This is a genomic window from Sphingobium quisquiliarum P25 (assembly GCF_000445065.1).
GTDB lineage: Bacteria > Pseudomonadota > Alphaproteobacteria > Sphingomonadales > Sphingomonadaceae > Sphingobium > Sphingobium quisquiliarum.
In genome coordinates this window covers 46,206-69,207 of sequence record NZ_ATHO01000009.1, presented here as the reverse complement: position 1 = coordinate 69,207, position 23,002 = coordinate 46,206, and the positions used below count along the sequence as shown (strand labels likewise).

14 protein-coding genes and 1 pseudogene are annotated in these 23,002 nt (G+C 64.4%); 4 read left to right on the top strand and 11 right to left on the bottom strand.

Translation table 11 applies throughout. From position 1 onward, the window contains the following. Window position 1 precedes the first annotated feature (1 nt). The 3 genes and pseudogenes from bcsA to L288_RS23740 all read right to left on the bottom strand — a co-directional run bounded on the left by bcsA (window position 2) and on the right by L288_RS23740 (window position 5,420). Window positions 2-4,360: pseudogene (gene bcsA / locus L288_RS23750) on the bottom strand (UDP-forming cellulose synthase catalytic subunit). Beyond that, entirely contained in the window at window positions 4,357-5,070 is a 714-nt protein-coding gene (locus L288_RS23745) for a cellulose synthase operon protein YhjQ/BcsQ (protein ID WP_021236612.1), read from the bottom strand. Before L288_RS23745 ends, bcsA begins: the two are co-directional and overlap by 4 nt. Continuing rightward, window positions 5,070-5,420 (bottom strand): hypothetical protein, encoded by a 351-nt coding sequence (locus L288_RS23740; RefSeq protein ID WP_021236611.1) that lies wholly within the window; start codon window positions 5,418-5,420, stop codon window positions 5,070-5,072. The genes L288_RS23745 and L288_RS23740 overlap by 1 nt, the downstream gene beginning before the upstream one ends. 335 nt (window positions 5,421-5,755) lie before the next feature. Here L288_RS23740 and L288_RS23735 point away from each other — a divergent pair, with 335 nt between their 5' ends. Both L288_RS23735 and L288_RS23730 read left to right on the top strand, forming a co-directional pair. Next, window positions 5,756-5,992: a hypothetical protein gene (locus tag L288_RS23735; protein ID WP_021236610.1), complete on the top strand. Its 237-nt coding sequence runs from the start codon at window positions 5,756-5,758 to the stop codon at window positions 5,990-5,992. A gap of 257 nt (window positions 5,993-6,249) precedes the next feature. Beyond that, entirely contained in the window at window positions 6,250-6,702 is a 453-nt protein-coding gene (locus L288_RS23730; RefSeq protein WP_021236609.1) for a DUF983 domain-containing protein, read from the top strand. A gap of 96 nt (window positions 6,703-6,798) precedes the next feature. On the opposite strand, the gene secA is transcribed toward L288_RS23730, so the two are convergent. After that, a complete protein-coding gene (gene secA / locus L288_RS23725; RefSeq protein WP_021236608.1) occupies window positions 6,799-9,531 on the bottom strand; it encodes a preprotein translocase subunit SecA in 2,733 nt (910 codons plus the stop codon). 152 nt (window positions 9,532-9,683) lie between these two features. On the opposite strand from secA, the gene argJ reads away from it, so the two are divergent. Together argJ and L288_RS23715 are read left to right on the top strand one after the other, a co-directional pair. Next, window positions 9,684-10,910: a bifunctional glutamate N-acetyltransferase/amino-acid acetyltransferase ArgJ gene (gene argJ, locus L288_RS23720; RefSeq protein WP_021236607.1), complete on the top strand. Its 1,227-nt coding sequence runs from the start codon at window positions 9,684-9,686 to the stop codon at window positions 10,908-10,910. Beyond that, on the top strand, window positions 10,910-11,707 hold the full coding sequence (locus L288_RS23715) for an inositol monophosphatase family protein (RefSeq protein WP_021236606.1): 798 nt from the start codon (window positions 10,910-10,912) through the stop codon (window positions 11,705-11,707). The genes argJ and L288_RS23715 overlap by 1 nt, the downstream gene beginning before the upstream one ends. Before the next feature lie 51 nt (window positions 11,708-11,758). On the opposite strand, the gene trxA is transcribed toward L288_RS23715, so the two are convergent. Genes trxA through L288_RS23680 form a run of 7 tightly spaced genes read right to left on the bottom strand, consistent with a single transcriptional unit; the run spans window position 11,759 to window position 22,990 of the window. After that, window positions 11,759-12,079, bottom strand: coding sequence for a thioredoxin TrxA (trxA, locus tag L288_RS23710; protein WP_021236605.1), 321 nt, complete (start codon window positions 12,077-12,079; stop codon window positions 11,759-11,761). Between the two features lie 29 nt (window positions 12,080-12,108). Next, on the bottom strand, window positions 12,109-15,549 hold the full coding sequence (gene addA / locus L288_RS23705; RefSeq protein WP_021236604.1) for a double-strand break repair helicase AddA: 3,441 nt from the start codon (window positions 15,547-15,549) through the stop codon (window positions 12,109-12,111). After that, entirely contained in the window at window positions 15,530-18,505 is a 2,976-nt protein-coding gene (gene addB / locus L288_RS23700; RefSeq protein WP_021236603.1) for a double-strand break repair protein AddB, read from the bottom strand. Before addB ends, addA begins: the two co-directional genes overlap by 20 nt. Continuing rightward, complete coding sequence (locus L288_RS23695; protein ID WP_021236602.1) at window positions 18,498-19,208, bottom strand: nucleotidyltransferase family protein; 711 nt, start codon at window positions 19,206-19,208, stop codon at window positions 18,498-18,500. Before L288_RS23695 ends, addB begins: the two co-directional genes overlap by 8 nt. Further along, window positions 19,205-20,194, bottom strand: coding sequence for an aminoglycoside phosphotransferase family protein (locus L288_RS23690; RefSeq protein ID WP_021236601.1), 990 nt, complete (start codon window positions 20,192-20,194; stop codon window positions 19,205-19,207). Before L288_RS23690 ends, L288_RS23695 begins: the two co-directional genes overlap by 4 nt. Further along, window positions 20,191-20,649 carry a tRNA (adenosine(37)-N6)-threonylcarbamoyltransferase complex ATPase subunit type 1 TsaE gene (gene tsaE / locus L288_RS23685; protein ID WP_021236600.1) on the bottom strand — a complete coding sequence of 153 codons (459 nt, stop codon included), beginning with the start codon at window positions 20,647-20,649 and terminating at the stop codon, window positions 20,191-20,193. Before tsaE ends, L288_RS23690 begins: the two co-directional genes overlap by 4 nt. After that, window positions 20,642-22,990, bottom strand: coding sequence for a PAS domain-containing sensor histidine kinase (locus L288_RS23680; protein WP_021236599.1), 2,349 nt, complete (start codon window positions 22,988-22,990; stop codon window positions 20,642-20,644). The genes tsaE and L288_RS23680 overlap by 8 nt, the downstream gene beginning before the upstream one ends. Window positions 22,991-23,002 lie beyond the last annotated feature (12 nt).

Genomic DNA, 23,002 nt, shown 5'->3' with positions numbered 1-23,002 from the left:
CTCATGCTTCGTCCGCGTCCCTGAGGCGGCGCCTGGCCTGCCGGTTGAGGTAGAAATAGGCAGGTCCGGCAAGCAGCAGCGCCAGCAACAGCCCGCTAGCCGCCATCAGGATCGGCCGCTGGCTGAACCAGTAGGCAACCCGCATCCATACCGGCAGAGATCCGACCCAATAGGTCGGACCGACAGCGAAGCTCGTCATCCCCTCCCCATCCGTGACTGCCAGATCGCCCTGAATCTGCGCATTGATTTTGGTATCGGCCATGCCGTTCACCAGTTGCGGCAAGGCATTGGGATCGTCCGCAATCAAGGCGACCACGCTGCGGCCGCTGTCGAAAGGGGACCGGAAGCCGACAATGCCGGAAAAGCCCCGCGCATTGTACAATATCTGCTCCGCCTCTTCGGGCGATGAGCGGCCGCCCAGCGCGAAGAAGTTCTGAGCGCTTTGCAGCGCGGTCCGCTCCGTCACATGCAGCGCGCCGTCATGGTAGCGCACGGGCGCGGAACCGAAAAGCTGCTCCGAACTCGCCACGCTGCTGGCGCCCAGCACCAATATGTCCTTGCCTTCCAATTCGGACGGCTCGATCTGGCTGGTAACGGTGACACGGGTCGCAGGCAGTCCGGTCGAGTCGGCAAAGCGGCCCATCATTCCCAGAAAAGCCTCGACCGCGCCGGGCGAAGGATTGCCGCCCATGATCACCATCGTTTCGGCAAGATCGGGGCGGATGGTGAACGGATATCCCGCACCCGCAAAGGTCGCGAGGTCGGGCATCTGCAAGGCATGATAGGCATGGCTGAAGTCGATCGTGCTGGTGGGCTGGATCGCGACCCGCACATTTTCGGGCAACGTCCCTTCGCACTTCTTCTTGTTCGCCAAGAGGAGATTATAGTCGAAGATCAATTCGTTCTGACCGAACAGATTGTAGCGCGGCAGGACGACCGAAGCCTTGCCCTCCTGGGACGAAGGCCCCCGGCTGGCGAACATCCGGTCCCATCAGTCGCCGCCCGACAGCGGCAAGGTGCGCAGATATTGGTTGTTGATCGACAGATCGAGACGCGACCCGCGCTTGTCCAGCCAGTCCGCAGTGGGATAGCGGTAGCGAAGCTCCAGCCGTCCTCCCTGACGCGGCCAGAAGAAGAGGTCGGGCGTGATGCGAAAACGCGCGCTCAACGGTCCCGGAGGAAGGCCAAGACCTTGCAAAGCATAGGCGCTGGTCAGTTCGCCCAGCCGCACGGGCCGGTCCGTCGCGATCCAGCGAGGCGCGGAGTAGCGCGGATAGGCCGGTATGCGGACATTATCGAACGCCATCTGCGCGCCGCCGAACACGCCGCGCCCGCTGGCGATTGCTGCCGCCGCAAGCTTCAGTTCCTGCGTGTTGCGGCCCATGATCACCAGCAATTGCCCAAAGGAATCGCGCGGATTGCGGATCACAGCCGCCGCAGGACCCCGCACCTGCATGTTGAGCCCAGCGACCGGACGATTTGGCAGGAGGAAGACTATGCCGTTCCCCTGCGGAAGCTGATTATAGAGCGGCTTGAAGGAAAATCCGCGATAGCTTGCCATGCCGCCGAACCAGGATGCAATGCTTGCCGCTGCTTCCAGTTCGCTATTGCCCGGCGTCCCTGCAAAGACAAAAGGAAGCCGCAGCGGCAGATTGTCATTCCGGTCGAAGAAAGGCCCGGGCAGACGCGCCAGATCGGGGGATATCGGCAGCGTCTGTACGGTCAGATCGAACCATGACCGTACATTGCTGACATTGGCCCATAGCGAACTGTGAAAGGGGTCCTCACAATCGCGCGTGTAGTGGCCGAGCAGGCGAAGGTTCAGCCGATTGTCCCCCGGCAGGAACAACGCCGGATTGACCGGGATCGTCACCGCCTGGCCCCCTGCGTCGGCAGGCCGCAGCGGAATGATGCGGACGACTTCGCCATTCAACAGCACGACCAGTTGACTTAGGTCACCGAGCATCGCGGGCGACCAGGCAAGGTTCAGCGTCAGGTTTGCCCTCGTCACCACCTCGTTGCGGCGCATGCCGAACGGAATGCCGATTTCGCCCCGGCTGCCTTGCAGGCGAATGGGTGTCTTGATCTGCAAGTCACGGAAGCTCAGCCGCTGCTGGCGCGCGCCAGCCGGCGGAGCGGAGGAAGCCTCTCTGGCCGGAGCAGACTGCGCCCTTGTTTCTTGAGGAAGGCCCATCAGGGTAATGGCCGCGAGCAGCAGGGCGGCGCTCTTGCCCGCAACAGCGGCAGCGGCATGGGTGCGCTCGCGCTTCAAGGAACGGCGTTCCTTGCGGTTCAACCGGAACAGGCGCTTGAGTGTCGTAAAATCAACCACGATGATATCCCATAAGGAACGCAGGCCCGAAACCGGACGCGGTGGAGCAACCGGCTGCCAAGCATCGGCGCGGCCAAGGATCGCGCGGACGAGATGCCGCGAGAGTGTGAGATCGAGCGGCTTGAAGCGCAGGAAAGCCTGGCCGTGATCGCTGCGGATCGTGTCGACCGGGATGGTGAGCTTCTCATCGCCCATCGGCAGCGAGATATGCGTGACCGTCCGGTCGCGCAGGGATACGTCCTGCGGCAGCGCTACCGCCGTTCCGCCCATTGACAGGTCGATCGTGGTCGCGTCGAACACATGGCCGTCCTGCATGTAGATGGTAACGGGAAGCTGCGTCTCGATACGGATATGCTCGCGCGCCTGACGCGTCTCACGCGCGACGGATACCGCCGCCAGCAGGATGATCAGGCTGAACGAAGCCCAGGCCGTGTTGAGCAGAAGCGTGTCCGTCTGGATATTGAACAGATGCGGGAAGAAGACACGCTTCACCACGCCGAGCGTGATGCCGAACAGCATCAGGCCGATGCAGATGAGGTGCGGTTTCACCGTACCGAGATCGAAATAGGTACGGTCGAGAAGGCTGCCCTTGTCCGTGACGTTGAACTTCCCCTTGCGCGGGTTGAACAGTGTCAGGACCGTCGCAGGCACGAGGTGGAAGGCAAGGATCGTCTCGTAGATCTCACCCCAAAATGGTCTGCGGTCACCACCCTGTGATCGCGCACCCGATACCATCGAACAATAAAGATGCGGCGCGGCATAAGCGAAGATCAGGGACGCCGATGCATGGATGATGTTCTGGCCGAAGATCAGATAAGCCAAAGGACTGGTTAGAAAGACGATGCGCGGCAGCGGGAATTGGAAGTGCAGCATAGCGTTGAGGTAACAAAGCCGCTGCTGCCATTTGAGCCCTGGGCCAAGCAGCGGATTGTCGATGCGCAATATCTGCGTCATGCCGCGTGCCCAGCGGATACGCTGGCCGATGTGCAGCACCAGCCGTTCAGTCGCGAGCCCTGCGGACAGGCGCGCGCTGATATAGGCGGTGCTCCATCCCATGCGTTGCAGTTTCAGTGCGGTATGGGCGTCTTCCGTGACCGTTTCGCCCGCAAATCCGTTAGTCTGTTGCAGCGCTTCCCGGCGGATGATCGCGCACGACCCGCAGAAGAAGGCCGCGTTCCAAAGGTCGTTGCCGCCCTGAACATTTCCGTAGAACAGGTCGCCTTCACCGGGCAGATCATCGACAGTGCGCAGGTTGCGCTGAGCCGGATCGGGCGAATAGAAATGATGCGGCGTCTGCATCAACGCCAGCTTCGCATCCTTCTGGAACCAGCCTACGGTCATTTGCAGGAAAGCGCGCGTCGGCACATGGTCGCAATCGAAGATCGCGATCAGTTCGCCGTCGGTTTTCTTCATTGCAGCGTTGAGATTGCCAGCCTTGGCATGAAGATTGTCAGGCCGCGTCAGGTAGCCGCAGCCGACCTGACGGGCGAAGGCGCGGAATTCGGGGCGGCGGCCGTCATCCAGAATGTAAACGCGAAAACGATCTGCAGGATAATCCATGTCCATCGCAGCGAACACGGTGTTCCGCACGATCGACAGGCTTTCATTATAGGTGGGGATGAACACATCCACGAAGGGCCATTGATCCGGCTCCCCTTCAATCTCCACCACCGGCCGGTTGAGCGGCCAGCTGGTCTGGAGAAAACCAAGCAGCAGGATGACCCACGCGTAAATTTCGGCCAGATAAAGGCCGGTGCCCAACAGGAATTCCAGAGGGGTTCCGAATTCAAGCGTCTGGGTCGTTCGCCAGAACATATAGCGCGTCGAAACCAGCACCGACAATATGCCAAGCGCCAATGTCGTCTTGCGCGTGCGGGACCGGCTCAGCACGATCGCGCCGATGATGGTGATCCCGGTGAACAGCCATTGCGCTTCCAGATCCATCGGCACCCCGATGACCAGCGCCGCCAGCAACGCAGCGAACAGCGCCGTCAGCCACTTGGCTGGTGATGACTCCAGGAGCCTCATGACAGTTGGTCCGTGGCCTGAGCGATGTCGGCGCGGCCCGCGATAGCCTTGGCGACGGCTCGCATGTCGCTCAGAGCTGCGCTGGCGGGTGCATATTTGCTGATCGGCTCGAACATGGCCGCCGCTTCATTGACCGCCTCATCCCGCCGCACCGTGCCGATCAGCGCATCACCCAAAAGCTCGCGCAGGAAGATATGGGCATGCCGTGAGAAACGGTGCGTGTCGTCTAGCTGGTTGAGGATGAAAGCTGTGTTCGACAGTTCCACCGTGGGCTTACCGGCCTGCACCTTCGTAAGCGCAGCCAGGGATATGGGGTGGGGAAGCAGCGTGCAGACGCGAAGATGAGCGTGCGGCAACAGCAAATCCCTGGTGTTGCGATCACCAGCTGCCACGTCGGCGACGTAAACCTTACCGTCGTCGAAAGGCGATCTGCCTGCCTGAAGCGCGGCGATGAAAGCCGGCTCATGCGCAAGCTGGTGCGCCGAAAAGATTTCCACGCCGGAAACTGCCAGCGCCGAACCATGGCTTCCATGAAACTCCGCCAGAGGCTGGGCGGGGAGCAGCCCGAAGAAGAGTTTCAGGGAGTCCTGATAGGTGAAATCCAGGGCAACGACGTCATGGCCCTGGCTGGCAAGATGCATGGCCAGATGAGCCGCGATAAAACTGGTTCCCGTTCCGCCCTTGGGCGAATGGCATAGAAGGAGAGGCATCAGTTCCGTCCCTCCCCGTCCTTTTTCGAAAGACGTTGGAGGAAGGACCGCAGTTCGCCATTCCCCTCCCCTTGAGCAGCGGGGCGGCTGCCTTCACCATAGCGATCGAACAGGCCCGGACCGCGCGGGGGAGATGCGGGCCGCGCGGGCTGAACTTTCGTTTCAGGAATGAAATCTTCCACATTCCGGGATTCCAGCGCGGATAGCGGCTTGCCCACGACCCGCTCGTCAGTGAGCAGCGCCTCGAAAACGGGCCACAACTCCATATCCGCGAAATTGTCGGTAAACTCCCGGTAGCGGAAATCCTTCCGCCCGAGCCGGGCAAGCAGATGAGCGGCGTCTGATCGCATGAGAATCCCCCTTCGCACTTATTGTGCGATATATATCGAGAGTTAAAAAGAAATAGCCATCAAATGGAAAGTATACGCCCAAGTGTTTTTTTGGGACAAAGGCGGCAGCAAAGCTGAAGATCCTTGCTTAAGAAAGCGCTTCTAAGGCCGCCTTCAAGCAAATCGGTACATCCATAAGGGAGCAATCCCTGATACGGGTCAGACATGCTTGTTCATTAAATGGAGCTTCGAAGCTTAACAGAAGAGGAGAAAAGCACGGTTCGCCAGTTAAACTGAGTTAAGGCTGGTGGCGGATTAGCGTGCTATATCGAAGTCTCTCCAAATGGGAGGTTGGGATGTCAGCCGATACAGACGCGCGTTACCTGTTCCGGCGCGCGCGGGAAGAAGCCGCGAAAGCCGATGCTGCATTGGCGCGGCGCGCTTCGGAAGCGGAGATTGCAGCACATCGCGAACTTGCACTGCGGTACAAGGTGCGGGCGCTGGCCGCCGCCGCGCCTGATCAGGTGCTGCACGATGCGATGGAAAAATTCACCTCGCCCGAAAATCGCGCCGCGAGCCCTCGCCCGCAATAAACGCCGCACTGATCCAGCAAATGGAAACGCCCCCGGGCAAGGGACTGCCGGGGGCGTGATCTGCTTGCTGTCGGGCAATCAAATCGGAAAGCGACTTAGCAAAGTCGAAGGCGATCGGCAATGCCGCTACGGTAACGCCGGTTTTCCTGCTCCCCGTACCGCACTGTGAAGTGGATCGGGAAGATAGGACGAAACGCCCAATTGCAATTGGCTTTTCGATGATCACATAGGCCGTCTGCATATAAGGACCGGTGATCATGAACGAACAGGAAAAGGCGCCCGCCCCGCAGGACCAGGAGATGTGGCGCCCGCGTTCCGCCATTGAAACCGGCGCGCTAGGGCGCTGTCCCCGGTGCGGGACAGGGCATATCTTTCACGGCTTCCTGACCGTCCGCGACCGGTGCGAGGTCTGCGGCCTAGACTATTCCTTCGCTGATCCGGCGGATGGTCCTGCGGTGTTCGTTCAGCTGTTCGCCTGTGTGCCGGGCGTCATCTTCATCGTGATGCTGGAGATCCTGGCGCGGCCGGGGCTGTGGGTGCATATCGCCGTTGGAATTCCGGTGCTGATCCTGACCACGGTCCTGCCGCTGCGGCCGATCAAAGGATGGCTGATCGCGGCGCAATATGTGAACAAGGCGCAGGAAGCCGGGACAGCGCAGCTATGGGCGAAGCTGCACGGTGACGCAGCGGAGCGAAACAGCAACCGCTAGGACCACCGGCTGGCGATCCGGGGCCCTTTTACAAGATCGTGGGGAAAGGGCTGAAGGGGCGTGTGCAACGCCCCTTTTTTTCATGATGGCCGATGATCAGCTCAGCGCGCCATGGCAATGCTTATACTTCTGCCCTGATCCACAGGGGCAGGGCGCATTCCGGCTGATGTTGAGGTTGGCAAACTCGCCCGGAGCCGCATTGCCGATCGGCGGGCGCGGCAAGGTCGTGGTGATGCCGCCAAGCTGCCCGGCATCGATATCCGCGCTGTTATCTTCCCCGAAGAAGGGGTCGATATGGGTGGTGATGAAGTCCGGCAGGACGGGCAGTTCAAATTCCGGCAGCGGTTCTTCCATGCGGAACTGGACCCGCGCGATGGAGCCGGTCACATCCTCACGAATATTGCTCAGCATGCGTTCGAACAGGGCGAAGGCTTCCTGCTTATATTCGTTGATCGGCGTCTTCTGCGCATAGGCGCGGAGGTGAACGACCTGACGCAGCGCGTCGAGGGTGGAGAGATGCTCCTTCCAATGATGATCCAGGCTCTGGAGCAGGATCGACTTTTCGATCATGTGCCAGTTTTCAGGATCGATCTGGCCGACCTTCTCCGCCACGGCTTCATCCGCAAGGGCGTTCAGCCGCTCCTCGATCATCTCTGGATCGACGGCGTCTTCCGCCAGCCATGCGTCGAAATCGGGTTCAAGGCCAAGAATTTCGGACGTGCGCGCCTTAAGGCGATCCATGTCCCATTGTTCGGGGTAAGTGCCGGGCGGGCAGGACGCGCCGACCAGATCGTTGACGGTTTCGCGGCGCATGTCGGTGACGACATCGTCCACTGTGTCGGCGTCCATGATGTCGCTGCGCTGTTCGTAGATGACCTTGCGCTGATCATTCATCACGTCGTCATATTCGACGACCTGCTTGCGGATGTCGTAGTTGCGCGCCTCGACCTTCTTCTGCGCGGTCTCGATCGCCTTGCTGAGCCATTTGGACGGAGGCAGCGCCTCGCCATCCTCCAGATTGGAGCGGATCATCTTGGCGAACATCGTGTCCGGTCCGAAGATGCGCATCAGGTCATCGTCAAGGCTGAGATAGAAGCGCGACAGGCCAGGGTCACCCTGACGCCCGGAACGGCCGCGCAACTGGTTGTCGATGCGGCGGCTTTCGTGACGCTCTGTGCCAAGCACGAACAGGCCGCCCGCGGCGAGCACTTCCTGCTTTTCCGCTTCAATCTCGGCCTCGATCCGGGCGATGGCGGCTTCGCGTTCGGGCCCTTCGGGCATGTCGCGCAGTTCATCCTCCACGCGGAATTCCAGGTTGCCGCCCAGCTTGATGTCGGTGCCGCGCCCGGCCATGTTGGTGGCGATGGTGACAGCGCCCTTGCGACCCGCCTGCGCGACGATATGCGCTTCGCTTTCGTGGAAGCGGGCGTTGAGGACGGCGTGCTTCACGCCTTCCTGCGTCAGGAATTCGGACAGCATTTCCGATTTTTCGATCGAAACGGTGCCGACGAGCACCGGCTGCCCCTTTTCCGCATGGACCTTGATCGTCCTGGCGATGCCGCGGAACTTGTCTTCCAGATTCTTGTAGAAGCTGTCTTCCTCATCGACACGCTGCACCGGCCGGTTGGTCGGGATAGTGACGACGTTCATCTTGTAGATTTCATAGAATTCGGTCGCTTCGGTCGCGGCCGTGCCGGTCATGCCGGCCAGCTTGGGGTACATGCGGAAATAATTCTGGAAAGTGATGGAGGCGAGCGTCTGGTTTTCCGGCTCGATATTCACCGCTTCCTTGGCTTCCACCGCCTGGTGCAGGCCATCGGACCAGCGGCGGCCGTCCATCATGCGGCCGGTGAACTCATCGATGATGATGACCTTCCCGTCCTTAACGATATAGTCGATGTCGCGGCGGAACATGACGTTCGCCCGCAGCGCCTGGTTCACATGATGGACGACGGCGGTGTTTTCGAAATCATAGAGGTTCGCGCCTTCCAGCAGGCCCGCTTCCTCCAGCATGCGCTCGATCTTTTCGGTGCCGTCCTCGGTCAGGGTGACGGTGCGCTGCTTCTCGTCCTTCTCATAATCCGCATCATCGAGCCGCTTCACGATGGCGTCGACGGCGACATAAAGTTCCGACTTGTCGTCGGTGGGACCGGAGATGATCAGCGGAGTGCGCGCTTCGTCGATCAGGATCGAGTCCACTTCGTCGACGATGGCGAAGTTGAAGGGCCGCTGCACCATCGAAGCGCGGTCATATTTCATATTGTCGCGCAGATAGTCGAAGCCGAGTTCGTTGTTCGTCGCGTAGGTGATGTCGGCATTATAGGCCTCGCGGCGCTGATCTTCCGACAGATTGGGGACGATCACGCCGGTGGTCAGCCCAAGGAAGCGATAGACCTGCCCCATCCACTCGCAGTCGCGGCTGGCGAGATAGTCGTTCACGGTGACGACGTGGACGCCCTTCCCCTCCAGCGCGTTCAGATAAGTGGCGAGCGTGGCGACCAGCGTCTTGCCCTCGCCCGTGCGCATTTCGGCGATTTCGCCGCGATGGAGGACGATGCCGCCGACCATCTGCACATCATAATGGCGCTGGCCGAGGGTACGCTTGGCCGCTTCGCGCACAGTGGCGAAAGCTTCGGGCAGCAGGTCGTCCAGCGTTTCACCCTGCGCCAGACGCTCGCGGAAACGCACCGTCTGCGCCGCAAGCTCGTCATCGCTCATCGCCGAAATCGCGGGCTCGAAAGAAGCGATGCGTTCGACGATCTTGCCCAGCGACTTCACATAACGGTCATTGGACGATCCGAGGAGGGATTTGGCGAGTGCGCCGAACATGCAACATCCTGACAAAAGGGAAACGCGCACCCCTTGAGGCGACACGCACAGACATGCGCCGCGATTTAGGGAGGAGGCGGGCTTTAGTCAATCAGACGGAGCCTGCAAGGCGCCATCATTGACCGGCCGCCATATTGCGCTAATCGACGGACATGATTCAGCGCTCTCCCCTCGCCCCCGCCGCTTTTCCCGATCTTCCGCCGATCGCGGGCGTCACGACGCGCGTTGCTCGCGCACGTTACAAGAATTGGGATCGCTGCGACCTGACCTTCGTCGAGCTTTCGGAAGGAACCGTGGTCGCGGGCGTGACGACGCAGAGCAAATGCCCCTCGCCCGAAGTCGAATGGTGCCGCGACGCCATACCGCTGGGATCAGCGCGCGCACTGGTGGTCAATGCAGGCAACGCCAACGCCTTCACCGGGCACCGGGGCCGTGCGGCCGTGGAAGCGATCGCGGCGAAAGCCGCCAATCATCTGCATTGCCTGCCATCGGACATCTTCATTTCCTCCACGGGCGTGATCGGCGTGCCGCTGCCGGTGGACAAGGCCGAAGCGGGGCTGGAGGACGCCTTTTCCGCCGAACCTTGCGGGTGGGAGGATGCGGCGAACACGATCGGCACGACCGATACCTTCGCCAAGGGCGCCCATGTCAGCGCGATGATCGGCAGCACCAGGGTAGAATTGGTGGGGATCATCAAGGGTTCGGGCATGATCGCGCCCGACATGGCGACGATGCTGGGCTATATCTTCACCGATGCCGCGATCGACCCGAAGCTGTTGCAGCAGATGCTGTCGGCGGCGAACAGGCACACATTTTCCTGCATCACGGTGGACAGCGACACGTCCACCAGCGACACGGTGCTGGCCTTCGCCACGGGCAAGGCAGGCAATGCCCCCCTCACCTTCATGGACGATCCGGGCGCGGACGCCTTTCATGCGGCGTTGAGCGACCTTTGCCGCCAGCTGGCGCATCTTGTCGTGCGCGATGGCGAGGGCGCTTCGAAGTTCATCGAGATCACGGTCGAAGGCGCGGAGAGCGATGCAAGCGCTCACCGCATCGCCCTGTCCATCGCTAATTCCCCGCTGGTCAAGACGGCGATAGCGGGAGAGGACGCCAATTGGGGCCGCGTGGTCATGGCCGTGGGCAAGGCTGGCGAACCGGCGGACCGCGACAAGCTGTCGATCCGCTTCGGCGCGACGCAGGTGGCGTCGGGCGGGCTGGCCGTCGAGGGCTATGACGAAGCGCCGGTTGCCGCACACCTCAAGGGCCAGAACATCCAGATCGGCGTTGACCTTGGCCTGGGGGATGGCCGGGCGACGGTGTGGACCTGCGACCTGACGCATGGATATATTTCGATCAATGCGGATTACCGCAGCTGATGCCAATCGAACTGCACGAAACCGTCGTCGCGCTGATGCGTGACGTGGCGCGTGACATCGTCATGCCGCGCTATCAGAATCTGCGGACGGAGGAGATCAGCGAGAAGGCCGCCGACGACCTTGTCACCATCGCCGACAAGGAAAGCGAAATCAGGCTGGCGGAAGGGCTTGCGCGCATCCTGCCGGAAGCAGGGATCATCGGTGAAGAAGCCTGCGCGGCTGACCCGGCGATCCTGGAGCGGGCGGGCGACGGACTGAACTGGATCATCGACCCGATCGACGGGACCGGCAATTTTGCGGCCGGACGCCCGCCTTTCGGCATCATGATCGCGCTTGCCGATGCGGAAACGACGCTGGCCGGGTGGATATTGGACCCGCTGACCGGAAGGCTGTGTCACGCCATCCTGGGAGCGGGCAGCCATATCGACGGCGCGCAGGTGCATGCGCGTGAGAGCGGCGACGCCCTGCCCGTGGCGGCGCTAGCCGTCTACTTCATGACGCCGGAGGAGCGGGCCGACATTCAGCAGCGATCGGCAGGCAATTTCGCGCTGGTGGACATACCCCGCTGCGCAGCCGAGCAATATCCCCGGCTGGTCCTGGGGCAGAATGACGTGTCGGTTTTCGCGCGCACCCTGCCCTGGGACCATGCAGCCGGAACCCTGTTCGTGAACGAGGCTGGCGGATGCTGTCAGAGGCTGAACGGGTCGCCCTATCGCGTGGGCGATCTGCGGCGGGGGCTGCTGGGCGCGTCTTCGCCGCGGCTATGGGATCTTGCGGCGGAAAAGCTGTTTGCGTGAAAGCATATTGCGCGCCCTCTCCCACCAAGGAAGGGGCGCGCGATAACGTGGTCAGAGGACGCTTTCGATCCAGCCCTTGAGCGCGCTCTTGGGCGCGGCGCCGACCTTGGTCGCGGCCGCTTCGCCATTCTTGAACAGGATCATCGTCGGAATGCCGCGGACGCCATATTGACCGGGCGCATCGGGATTTTCGTCGATGTTGATCTTGGCAATCGTCAACTTATCCGCCAACTCCTCGGAGATTTCCTCCAGGGCCGGTCCGATCATCTTGCAGGGGCCGCACCATTCCGCCCAGAAATCGACAAGCACGGGCTTGTCGGCGTCGATCACGTCCGCCTTGAAGCTGAGGTCAGTGACTGCCTTGGTAGCCATATCGAATTCTCCTTCAGTTGGACGCGTATCTAAGGCCGCAACGCATCCGTCTCAACGGTCGAATAGGGCAAATTCTCCTGCGCGGCTACAAAGCCGGGCTTGTGAGGCGCGAGCAGATCGGGCGAAAGCGGGATCAGGCGCGGCGCGCTGGTATAGAGCAAGGCGGCTTCCACTTGCCGGCCGGGAAAGATCACCTCCAGCGCGGCGGCATAGGCGGCCATCTGCCGCACGTGCGCGACGGGCACTTCCCCGGCGGACATGGGGGCCACGCGCCCGGTCTTGAAATCCACCAGTTGCACCCGGTCATCGTCGACGCACAGCCGGTCGACAGTGCCCGCAATCACCATTTCGCCGACGACAGCGGCAATGGGCGCTTCGGCCAGCGCTCCCGGCGCGAACAGGGCGGAGAATTGCGGATGATCGATCACGCGCAACGCCTGAACGACCACTTCCTGCCTGGATTCGGGGTCGGCAAGCCCCTGCTGCTGCAACCAGCTGTCAGCGCGCGCGTGCCGCTGATCGGGCGCGATGCCGGGCAGACGCTCGAACAAGGCATGGAGCCACCGGCCGCGTTCGGCCGCCTGACGCATGGCGGGCGTCGGCGGAGGATAGGGAATGTCATCCTCGACCTGTGCTGACGGCGCGAGGGGACGAGGCGGGCGCGATTCCGCCGGGGCGGGTTGCCGCAGCCATGCCGGTTCGGGATGGACGGCGGTTTCCGCAGCGGCCGCCTGTTCCGCGCGGCGCGGCGGCAAGGCTTCCGTCCCGCGCCAACTCCGCCGCGCGCCCCACAGCGGGTCCGCATCCCATTCCGCGCCCAGCGCCGCCATCGCATTTTCGACCGCCGTGAACCAGCTTTCCGGCTGCGGCGCGCCCTTCGCGCGGGGGCCAAGCGAACCGGCGACGGCCAGCTTCTCCTCCGCGCGGGTCAGGGCGACGTAGAGCAGGCGCCAATGCTCCTCCCGTTCAGCCGCGCGCGCCTGCTCCAGTGCTTCACCTATGGGGCCCTGCCGCTCAGGCTTGCGCGGCGCGATGATCGGGATGCCGTTCCATTCGAGCGAGTCGGTGCGCGTGCCTGCATCGGGGTCAAGGCAGGCGTCGGCCAGGATCACGACCGGCGCCTGCAACCCCTTGGCCCCATGCACCGTCAGCAGGCGCAGCGAGTCCGTCTGCGCCGCCGCGTCGCGGACGATCTCCACCTCTCCCCGGTCGAACCAGTCGATGAAGCGTTGCAGCGACGGATGATCATCGGTCTCGAATGTCAGGGCGGCGTTCAGCAGTTCCTCGATCGGATCGAGCGCTTCCGCGCCCAGCCGCTCGACCAGCCGCTCGCGGCCCTGCGCCGGGCCGGACAGGATCGCCTCCAGATAGCGGTAAGGCGTGGTGAAGTCGGCCCGCGCCAGCAGGGTGCGGAGCGGCGCCAGTTCCGCCTCGTCCAGCGTCGCCGTCAGGTGACGCCACAGCCCTGTGCGCCGCCCGGCGAGGCGCGTCATCAACTGATCCTGCGACCAGCCGATCAGCGGCGAGACCAGCAGCGATGCGAGGTTCAGGTCATCCTCCGGCTGCACGGCGAAACGCAGCGCGGCTAGCAGGTCGCGCACCGCCAGCGGCGCGTTCAGCCGCAGCCGGTCGATCCCGGCGACCGCCACCCCTTCCTCATAGAGGCGCGCGACGATCAGCCGCGCCAGTTCGCTGCGGCGGCGGACCAGGATCATGATGTCGCCAGCAGTGACAGGGCGGCCCCTGCTTTCCAGCATCATGCCGTCGTCGATCCATTGGCGAATCTGCCGCGCGATGGTCTGCGCCAGCACTCGCTCCTGATCGGCGGCCCAATCCTCTTCGCCTTCGGCTTCGTCGGACAGGCCCGCGACGATCGGTTTCCACAACAGCACTTCGCCCGGAAAACGGTTGGCGCTGACATGCCGCACCGCGCCGGAGGGAAGCCCCAGCCTTTCGGCGCTGAGGGTGGCGATCGTCTGGTCCACCACTTCGAGCACGGCGGGGGTGGAGCGGAAGCTGCGTTCCAGCGAAAGGTCGTGGAAGGGGTGCTCAGCCCGCTTCGCGTCACGCTCAAACAGTATCTGCGCCGCTGCAAAATTCTGCGGGCTTGTTCCTTGGAAACCAAAGATCGCCTGCTTGAAATCTCCCACAGCGAAGATGGTCCGCACCTTTTCGCTGACTTCCCACTCGCTCGTGAAAAATTCCTCCGCAATGGACCGTACGATCCTCCATTGGGCAGAATTCGTATCCTGCGCTTCGTCCACCATGATATGGTCGATGCGCTGATCGAGCTTGTAGCGTATCCAGTCGGCTATGCCAGGTTGCCCCAGCAGCGAAGCGGTGCGGGCGATGAGGTCGTTGAAATCGACCACGCCCGCCAGCGCCTTGGCCTCCGCATAGGCGCGGGCATAGGCGCGCCCGGCCTGGAGCGCCTGGCCCAGCAGGCCGGCATAGGCGGCGAGCGCCTGAAGGCCCAGAAGCTCGGCGCAGCGGCCATGCAGTTTCGCGGAGGCTTCGGCATAGCCGTCGACGGGCGGGACCCAGCCCTTGGCCGAAAGGATGGAGCCGTCAGACTTGCACCAGGCGAGATGAAGTTCCGCCAGCTTCTCCGCGCGTCCGGCGGCGTCGAGCGCGCGCCATTTGGCGATACGGTCGCAGCGCTCCAGCGCCCGGTCCTTCCCCCAATCCGCGTTAGCTTTGGCGATCCATGCCAGCGTGCTCATGTCGAACAGCGCGTCGCCGCATTGTTCCGCAATATATTCCGCCATGTCTCCTTCGGGCAGGCCAAGTTCCCGGTGCAGCCATGCCGTAATGTCCTGCGGAATCTGCTCAAGCGCATCCAGCTGCGATGCGCAGCGCAGCAGGAACTGCTCCGCGCCCCCTTCCCCCAGCCTGAGGCTGAGAGCCTGAAGCGCGCCGATGAGTGCGCCATCACCCTGCTCCTGCGCGCGGACGGCCATGTCCGCCAGCGTTTGCCGGGCAAGGGCGGCCTGCTCCCGCTGGTCGAGCGGACGGAAGCCGGGGGGTAGATCGGCCTCAAGCGGAAAAGTGGTCAGCAGTTGCTGGCAAAAGCCATGAATGGTCTGGATGCGAAGGCCGCCGCCCGTCGATTCCAGCACTTCCGCAAAGAGCCGCCGCGCCCGGTCGCGCGCATCGGGGCCGGATTCCTCGCCCAGCGCCTCCAGATCCTCGAACAGCCCCTTCTCATCCATCTGAACCCAGGCTGCCAGACGATCATGGATGCGATCGGCCATTTCCGCCGCCCCCGCCGTCGTAAAGGTGAGGCAGAGGATGTTTTCCGGCCGGACGCCCTGGAGCAGCAGGCGGAAGACGCGGGCGGTCAGCACATGGGTCTTGCCCGTGCCCGCCGAGGCCGACAGCCAGACATGGGCGTCCGGCTGCGACGCGCGCGCCTGATCGCCCAGCAGCTTCTGCAAGGGGGCGGCCTTCCTAGCCATCGTCGCGGCCATACCATTCCTCCAGCCGCATCAGCTGGTCATAATCGCCATAGCTGGCGACTTCCGGGTTCACCTGCGCGTCGAAGGGGGCGCTGCCGGTCAGATAGGCTGCGGCTACCTGCTCGAACTGGGCGTGAACCCAATCGGTGAAATCCGCCGTCACGATCTTGTCCCGCTTGCCCAGCGGGTCGACGGGACTGTCGCGATAGCCGAACGCATCATTCTTCTTCGCGAGCGACCAATATTCGAAGCTACCTGCTTTGAGCGGTGCTTCGACGCCGGGAAAGCCGCCCTGTTCCGCTATCAGGCCAAGGAGCCCAAGCTGGAGCGCATATCCCGCCCGCACCTGCCGGGCGCTGGGGGGCTTTCCGGTCTTGTAATCCACAATGCCGAGCGGCCCGTCTGGCATGCGGTCGATGCGGTCCGCCTTGCCCGTCAGCGTCACGCCAGCGACATCCGCCCGGCCGTCCGCCTCCACCGCCAATATGGTGCGTCCGGCGGCCTTGTCAGCCATCACCTCCGCCGCGATCCAGCGGATCGCCTCGATCAAGCGGGGCTGCCATAATGCTTTCAGCAGCGGATGAACATCGGGCCGGTCGAACATCGCGCGGGCGCGCCTTTCCAGGTCAGCCGGATCGCGCGCGGCGGACTCCGCCCAATGTTGCAGGATTTCATGCACCGCCGTGCCGCGCCAGGCGGGACCAGCGTCCGCATCGACGGGATCGAGCCGGGCGAGACGCAGGATGCGCTTTGCATAGAAGGCATAAGGGTCGGCCTTGAGGCGGTCGACATCAGTAACGGGGATGAGTTTGGGGCGGACCGATGCGGGAGGCACCGGCGCGGGGCGGCTGGCCGGACGGTGGCCGGAGGGACGGTCAAGCGCTTGCGCCAGAGCCGCATAGCGATCCGCCTGCTTCCAATGCGGCCCCGCCATCGCCTTCAACCGTAGCCAGAAGCGCGAAGCGATCGCCGGTCCGCCGGACCCGCGCCTCGCCCGCGTGATCAACACATGCGGCGCGCCCAGCCCGCTCGCAAAGTCGTGCGCGGCAAGGCCGATGCGGCTTTCAAGGCCGGGAAGGCCAAGCTCCCGCCTTATGCGGGGGGCAAGCCAGGGGTCAGGCGCGGGCAGGCCGGGCCAGACGCCTTCATTGAGGCCGCCCAATATCATGAGGTCGGCCTGAACGAGCTGCGCCTCGATCAGGCCCAATATGGCGATGCGGGGATGCCCCCCCTGCGGCGGCCGCACTGCGACACCGCCAAGCATATGGTCGAACAGGGCGGGAAGCGCGCGGACATCCGCCTGACGCGGCCCTTCCTCCGCCGATGCCTCTATTTCGGCGAAAAGTTCAGCGGCGGCATGGCCCTGATGCCCGGCCCATATGGCATCGAGCGTGAGCGCCCCCGCCTGCTCGCGAATGGCCGCGAACTGCTGCGCCAGCGCCGGGCTGCCCGAAAAGGCACGCTCCAGCGGCTCCAGCAAGGCGCGCGCCTGCGGCCACCACGCCCGCGCCGATGCGCGCAACGCTGCCTGCCTGTCCTCCCCGTCGCGCGGATCGAGCAGCAGGTCGATGCCCTGCAAACCAGCGGGAGGCCGGGGGCCGCGCAGCAGCAGGTCCAGCGATCGGACCCCCTCCAGCCAAGCCACGCGTGGCTCCCCGCGCATCACCAGCGGATGCTTGAGCAGGGTCAGCAGGGCGACCGGGGCAAACCGCTCCGCCACCGCTTCGGCCATGGCGATCAGCAATGTTCCGGGCGGCAAGCGTGACAGAGGCAGGCCCGCCGAATCGTCCGCCTCTATCCCCCAGCGCGCCAGATGCGCCGACACGCGGGTCGCCAACTGCCGGTCGGGCGTGACGAGCGCAGCGGTGCGGCCGGGTTCCTCCAATGCTTCGCGCAGGGCGATCGCGATCGCCTGCGCCTCTTCGCCCGGAGTGGCGACCTCCAGCGCTTCCACGCCGGACAGCGACCGGTCGGCGGATTTCAGGTCTCGCCAGCGGCTCGTCAGGCGAGGCGGCAGCATGGCGTTGGAAATGTTCCGGCTGCGCACCGCGCGCGCATCATGCTCGCTTCCCCAGCGCCATGCCGCCACATCGTCGCGTGTGGCGCTCATGCGGTCGAGCAGCAGCTTCAGCGCATATTGGGGATGGCTTTCATGGCCAGCGGGCGCGCGGCCTGTCAGCGGATCGGGATCGAACGGGCCGATCGCGTCCCAGGCCTGAGCATCCATCTCCTGATCCAGACCGGCGAAAACGACGCTGCCCTGCGGCATGACGGCGATGCGGCGGAGCAGGCTGGCGATGGCGGGCGCTGTCGTCGATATGCCCGCCGCGATCACGAATCCGGGCGGCGGTTCGCTGCTCCACCGTGCCGCTATCCGGTCGAACAGGCGGTTGCGGCGGTCGGCCAGGTCGATCACGCCCAGCCGCGCCAGTTCCTCAGGCCAGCGCATGATGAGGATGGAAAAGAGGTCCAGCGACCTTTGCCAATGAGCGGACAGTTCCTCGGTCAGCGACAGGCTGGCAAGCGCGGTGACGGGCACGCGCTCCACCTGCATCTGGTCCAGCACGGTGCCCAGCGCCTGCCCTAGCTTCAACGCCTGCCCTGCGTCGATCGGCTGGCTGGCGCTTTGCTGCACCATGCGGGCGAGGATCATCTGCCGCCGCACGGGAGCGATGGCGGGAGGAATGGCGTCCCCCTCGCCCAGCAGGTCGAGCGCGCCGCCAACCTGCTCGCCAAGGCCGGGATCGCCGATCGCCACGAGGCGCGGCAGCAGCAATCCGCCGCCGGACCTGCGCACGAATGCGTCGCTGACAGCCCGGACCGCGCGGTTGCTGGGCAGCAGGATCATGCCCTGAGCGAGGCGCAGGACGTCGCCGCCATACTGGGCGAGGATACCGGCCGCCAGCGCATCCGAAAAGGCGCGATGGGCGGGGATGTTGAACAAGGCTGGGCGGCTGCGCTCACCCATGAGCGAGCATGGCCTCCACCACGGGGATGGCGCGCGGGGTGCCTACGTCGAACCAGAGCCCCTGATGCGATACGCCATAGAGACGCCCGGCCTCGATCGCCCGGTTCCAGAAGATGTTGGTGGAAAATACGTCGGACGGCGGATCGACCAGCAGTCTGGGCGACATGATCTGCACCCCGGTGAAGACGAACGGCGCGACATGCGCGGTCTTCCGGCGGCTGAGCTGGCCGCAGGGGGACATATGGAAGTCGCCCTGCCCGTTGTGGCAATGGGCGCGGGCCAGCGGCACGAGCAGCAGCAGCGCGTCCATCCGGTCCGGGTCCCAGATGCGCCGCATCATGCCCAGCGTTTCCTGCGCGCCGTCTACCCACAGATTGTCGCTGTTGGCGCAGAAGAAGGGCTGATCCCCCAGCAATTCACGTGCATGCATGAGGCCGCCACCCGTTTCCAGCAGCTTTTGCCGTTCGTCGGACACCAGAAGCTCTATCCCGTGGCGGTCGGCCCGCAGATGCGCTTCGACCGTGTCGGCCAGATAGTGGACATTGACCACCACTTTCCTGATGCCGCCCGCTGCCAGACGATCGATTGCATGGTCCATCAGCGCCTTGCCCGCCACCTTCACCAGCGGCTTGGGACGAGTCGCCGTCAGCGGGCGCATCCGCTTGCCAAGCCCGGCCGCCATCAACATCGCCGTGTCGATCATGCGGGCACTTGGTCCTTCAGCGCATCATGGCGTTTGTCCGCCGGGATATTGGCGGCAAACCAATCCGCTACCGGGGCGAGCGCCGGGTGAGCAAGGTCCCGTTCCAGCAGCCCCCACATGCGGGGAAGGAAGGACAGGTAACGCGGCTTGCCATCGCGTTTCCACAGGCGGGTGAAGATGCCGATGATCTTCGCGTTGCGCTGCGCGCCGAGCACCGCATAGGCGGCGTCGAAATCGGCGGGCGGCTGGGCGATCGCGCGATAATGATCCAGCATCGCGGCCTCCAGCGTGGGGGAAACGTCGCGCCGGGCATCCTGCAACAGTGAAACGAGGTCATAGGCGGGGTGCCCCGCCAGCGCATCCTGAAAGTCGAGCAGGCCCAGCCCGCGCGCCTCCGGCCGGTTGATCAACATGATATTTTCAGCATGATAATCGCGCAGCACGGTGACGGGGGGACTAGCGGACTGTTCCACTATGGGCAGCACGGCATCCCATGCGCGGGCGTAGCCTTCGGCATCGGCGGACAGGCCTATGGCGGGGCAATACCATTCCGTCAGCAGGGCTGCTTCGCGCTGATAGACGGCGCGGTCATAGGGTGGCAGGCTGCTGGCGGCGGGCAGGCGGTGAAGGTCGGCGAGCAGATCGACCGCGCGGGTATAGACCCCGGCCTCATCGGCGGGCGCGTCCTCCAGATGTTCCTTGAGGCGCAGGTCGCCGAAATCCTCTATCAGCACCAGACCCTGCGCAAGGTCCCGCGCCAGGATGCGAGGCGCGGCGAACCCCTGCGTCTGGAGATGCTCCGCGACGGAGATGAAGGGGCGCGGGTCCTCATGCGGGGGCGGCGCATCCATCAGCACGGCCCGCCGCGCGCCGTCCACCACCCGGAAATAGCGGCGAAAGGAAGCGTCGCCTGCAAGCGGCAGGATCGCCGCATGCTCCCACCCCGCGCGCGCGAGGAAAGCAGGAGCATCGGCGGGCGGGATCATATCTGCGACCATCGCTCCGTCCAAGCGTCCGGCACGCACGCTGTCAAGCGCCTAGCGCCATCGGGTTCGATGCCGATGTGGAGCCGCAACGCATCGGGCCAGGCATCTTCGCCAAGCCTATCCGGCCATTCGACGATCAGCAGGCTGTCCATCCGGTAGTCGTCCAGAGCCAGTTCCTCCACCTCTCCCGGCGTGTCGAGGCGGTAGAGGTCGACATGCGCGACGGGCAAGCGCACCTCTGGCACGTCATAGGGCTGGACGATCGCGAAGCTGGGGCTCGGCGCTTCCCCCTCCAGGCCCAGCCCTTCCAATATGCCGCGCGCGAGCGTCGTCTTGCCCGCGCCCAGCCCACCCTCCAGTGCAATGACGTCGCCGATTCCGGCAACGGCGGCGAGGCGGCTGCCCAACGCGAGCATTTCGGCTTCATCCGCCAGCAGGATCGCCGCGTCAGCCACGGGGCAGATCGATCACGGCCATGGTGCCCTGCCCCGGTTCCGACACAAGTTGCAGGCTGCCGCCATGCGCCTCGGCAAATTGCTTGGCGAGCGGCAGGCCGATGCCCGCCTTTTCCCCACTGCGCGCCTGTTCAGCGCGCGCGGCGGCGTCGAATATCGTCGCCTGCCGCTGAAGGCTGATGCCCGGCCCATTGTCGGACACGACCAGCCGGGCGCTGTCGGCAGTGCCATCCCCATGCAGCAGCACACGCGCGCCCCGGCCGCTATAGCAGACGGCATTTTCCAGCAGATGATCGAGCGCCTGGCCGATCCTGCGCCGGTCACCCTGCACCGTCCCCAGCGAGCCTTGCAGTGACAAAGCAAGGTCGATCCCCTTGGCCAAGGCGTCGCCCTTGACCCGCGCCAGGCTTTCGCGTGCCAGTTCCGCGAGGTCGACGGGACTGCGGTCGATGGGCAGCGTCCCCGCCTCGCCCTGCGTCAGGTCCAGCACATTTTCGATCAGCATCGCCAGCCGGTTCGTGCTCTGCAAGATGCCGTCGACATATTCCTTGGCGGAATCGCCCAACTCACCGGCATAGCCCGCGCTCATCATCTCGGCGAAACCGGCGATGGTGGTGAGCGGCGTGCGCAATTCATAGCTCATATTGGTGACGAAGGCGGTCTTGACCCGGTCGGCATGCTCCAGCGCTTCGTTGCGGTCGCGCAGCACCTGTTCGACCCGGCGGCTGTCGGTCACGTCCAGCATGGTGAAAAGCGCGTTGCCGTCCGGCAGCGGGATGGCGGCGAATTCGAAGATGCGCCCATCGGCAAAACCGACATGGCCGACGCGCTGCTTACGCTCCACGGTCGCGGCGCGCACCAGTTCGCGGACGAGGTTGGCCTGTTGCGGCTTGGCCAGGCGGGACTGGACCGCGCGCATCAGTTCATCGATGCGGGGGTGCTTCGCCAGCACATCTTCCGAAATGTCCCAGATGGTGCGGAAGCGGCTGTTCCACAGGGATAGGCGGCCATCGGAGGAAAAGACGCCGATCGATTCGAACAGATTGTCGAAGGTCGCCGTGCGCACCCGCAGCAGCGTGTCGCGGGCACTCGATAGCTGGACCTGCTCCGTCCGGTCTTCGAAGATCAGCAGCAGGCCGCCATCGGGCAGCGGCTGGGCATAGACGCGCAGATGCGTGCCGTCGGCCAGCAGCCAGTTTTCCTCCAGCGGATCGGGCGAAAGGAACCAGCCCCGCCGCTCCGCCCGCCATGCGGGGAAGTCGCGATGTTCCGGCAGGCGGCGGGTTTCCCGCATGCGGTCGAGCACGCGTTCGAACACGGGCTGGTCGGCCAGATGGTCCTGATCCAGCCCGAACAGGCTCATAAAGGGCTGGTTCCAGAAACGCAGCGTGCGATCCGGGCCGAACCGCGCCACGCCCGCCGACAAGCGGTCGAGCAGGTCGCGCTGCGCCGCTTCCAGCCTGCGATGCTCGACCCGCGCCTGTTCCAGCTCATTCTGGTCCATGGCAAAGCCGGCAACTCCAGCGTCCCCCAGCGGCACGTCCACCACGCGCATGGTCCGCCGCTCGCCGTCTATGGTCGCCGGGACGATGCGCTCGACCGGACGGCTTTCGCTCAACGCCTGTTCCGCAGCGGCCTGCGGCGTCAGTCCTCCAATGGTTTCGACAAGTTCGGCCCCGCTGGCGATCACCTCACCCGCGCTCTCTCCGTCCACCGCCCGCACATAGGCCGCGTTCACAAGGCTGAGGCGCATGTCGGGGGTGCGGTGCCACATCGGGAAGGGCGCTGCCTCCACCAGTCCCGCCAGCGCTTCAAGAGCGTCGCGCAACTGTTCGACCCGCGCCTTGAGCGACTGGATTTCGGACTGGCTGTCGGTCGCGTCGAAGATCCACAGGACCACCCCGCCGCTTTCCGCCAGCACCGGCCCCGCGGGCGCGCCGCGCACCAGCAGCAGGCGGGACGATCCCTCTCCCCGGACCGGCAGCGCGAAGCTGCGCCCGGCGCGCTGCGTGGCGGCGATCTCCTGCGCCAGGGCGGCGGCGTCGGCTTGCTCCAGCCCGCCATCAGGCGCCGTCAGTTCGGAGACGAAGGAAGGCACACGGTCCTTCCCCAGCCATTTGGCGAGGCGGTCCGCCGCTTCCAGACGGCCGTCAGGATGGATGATGACGGGAGCGGCGGGGGCGGAGGCAAGCAGGCTGGTGAGCCGGTCAAGCCTGCCCTGCGCCTGCATCCCTTCGCGCCGCATGCGCTGGCCAGTGGAGAGCGCCCAAATGGCGGCGGCGAGCCAGCCGGCCAGGACAATCCCGAATATAACCGCCGCAAAGGGGGTCAATGACGTCATCGCGCCTGCTCA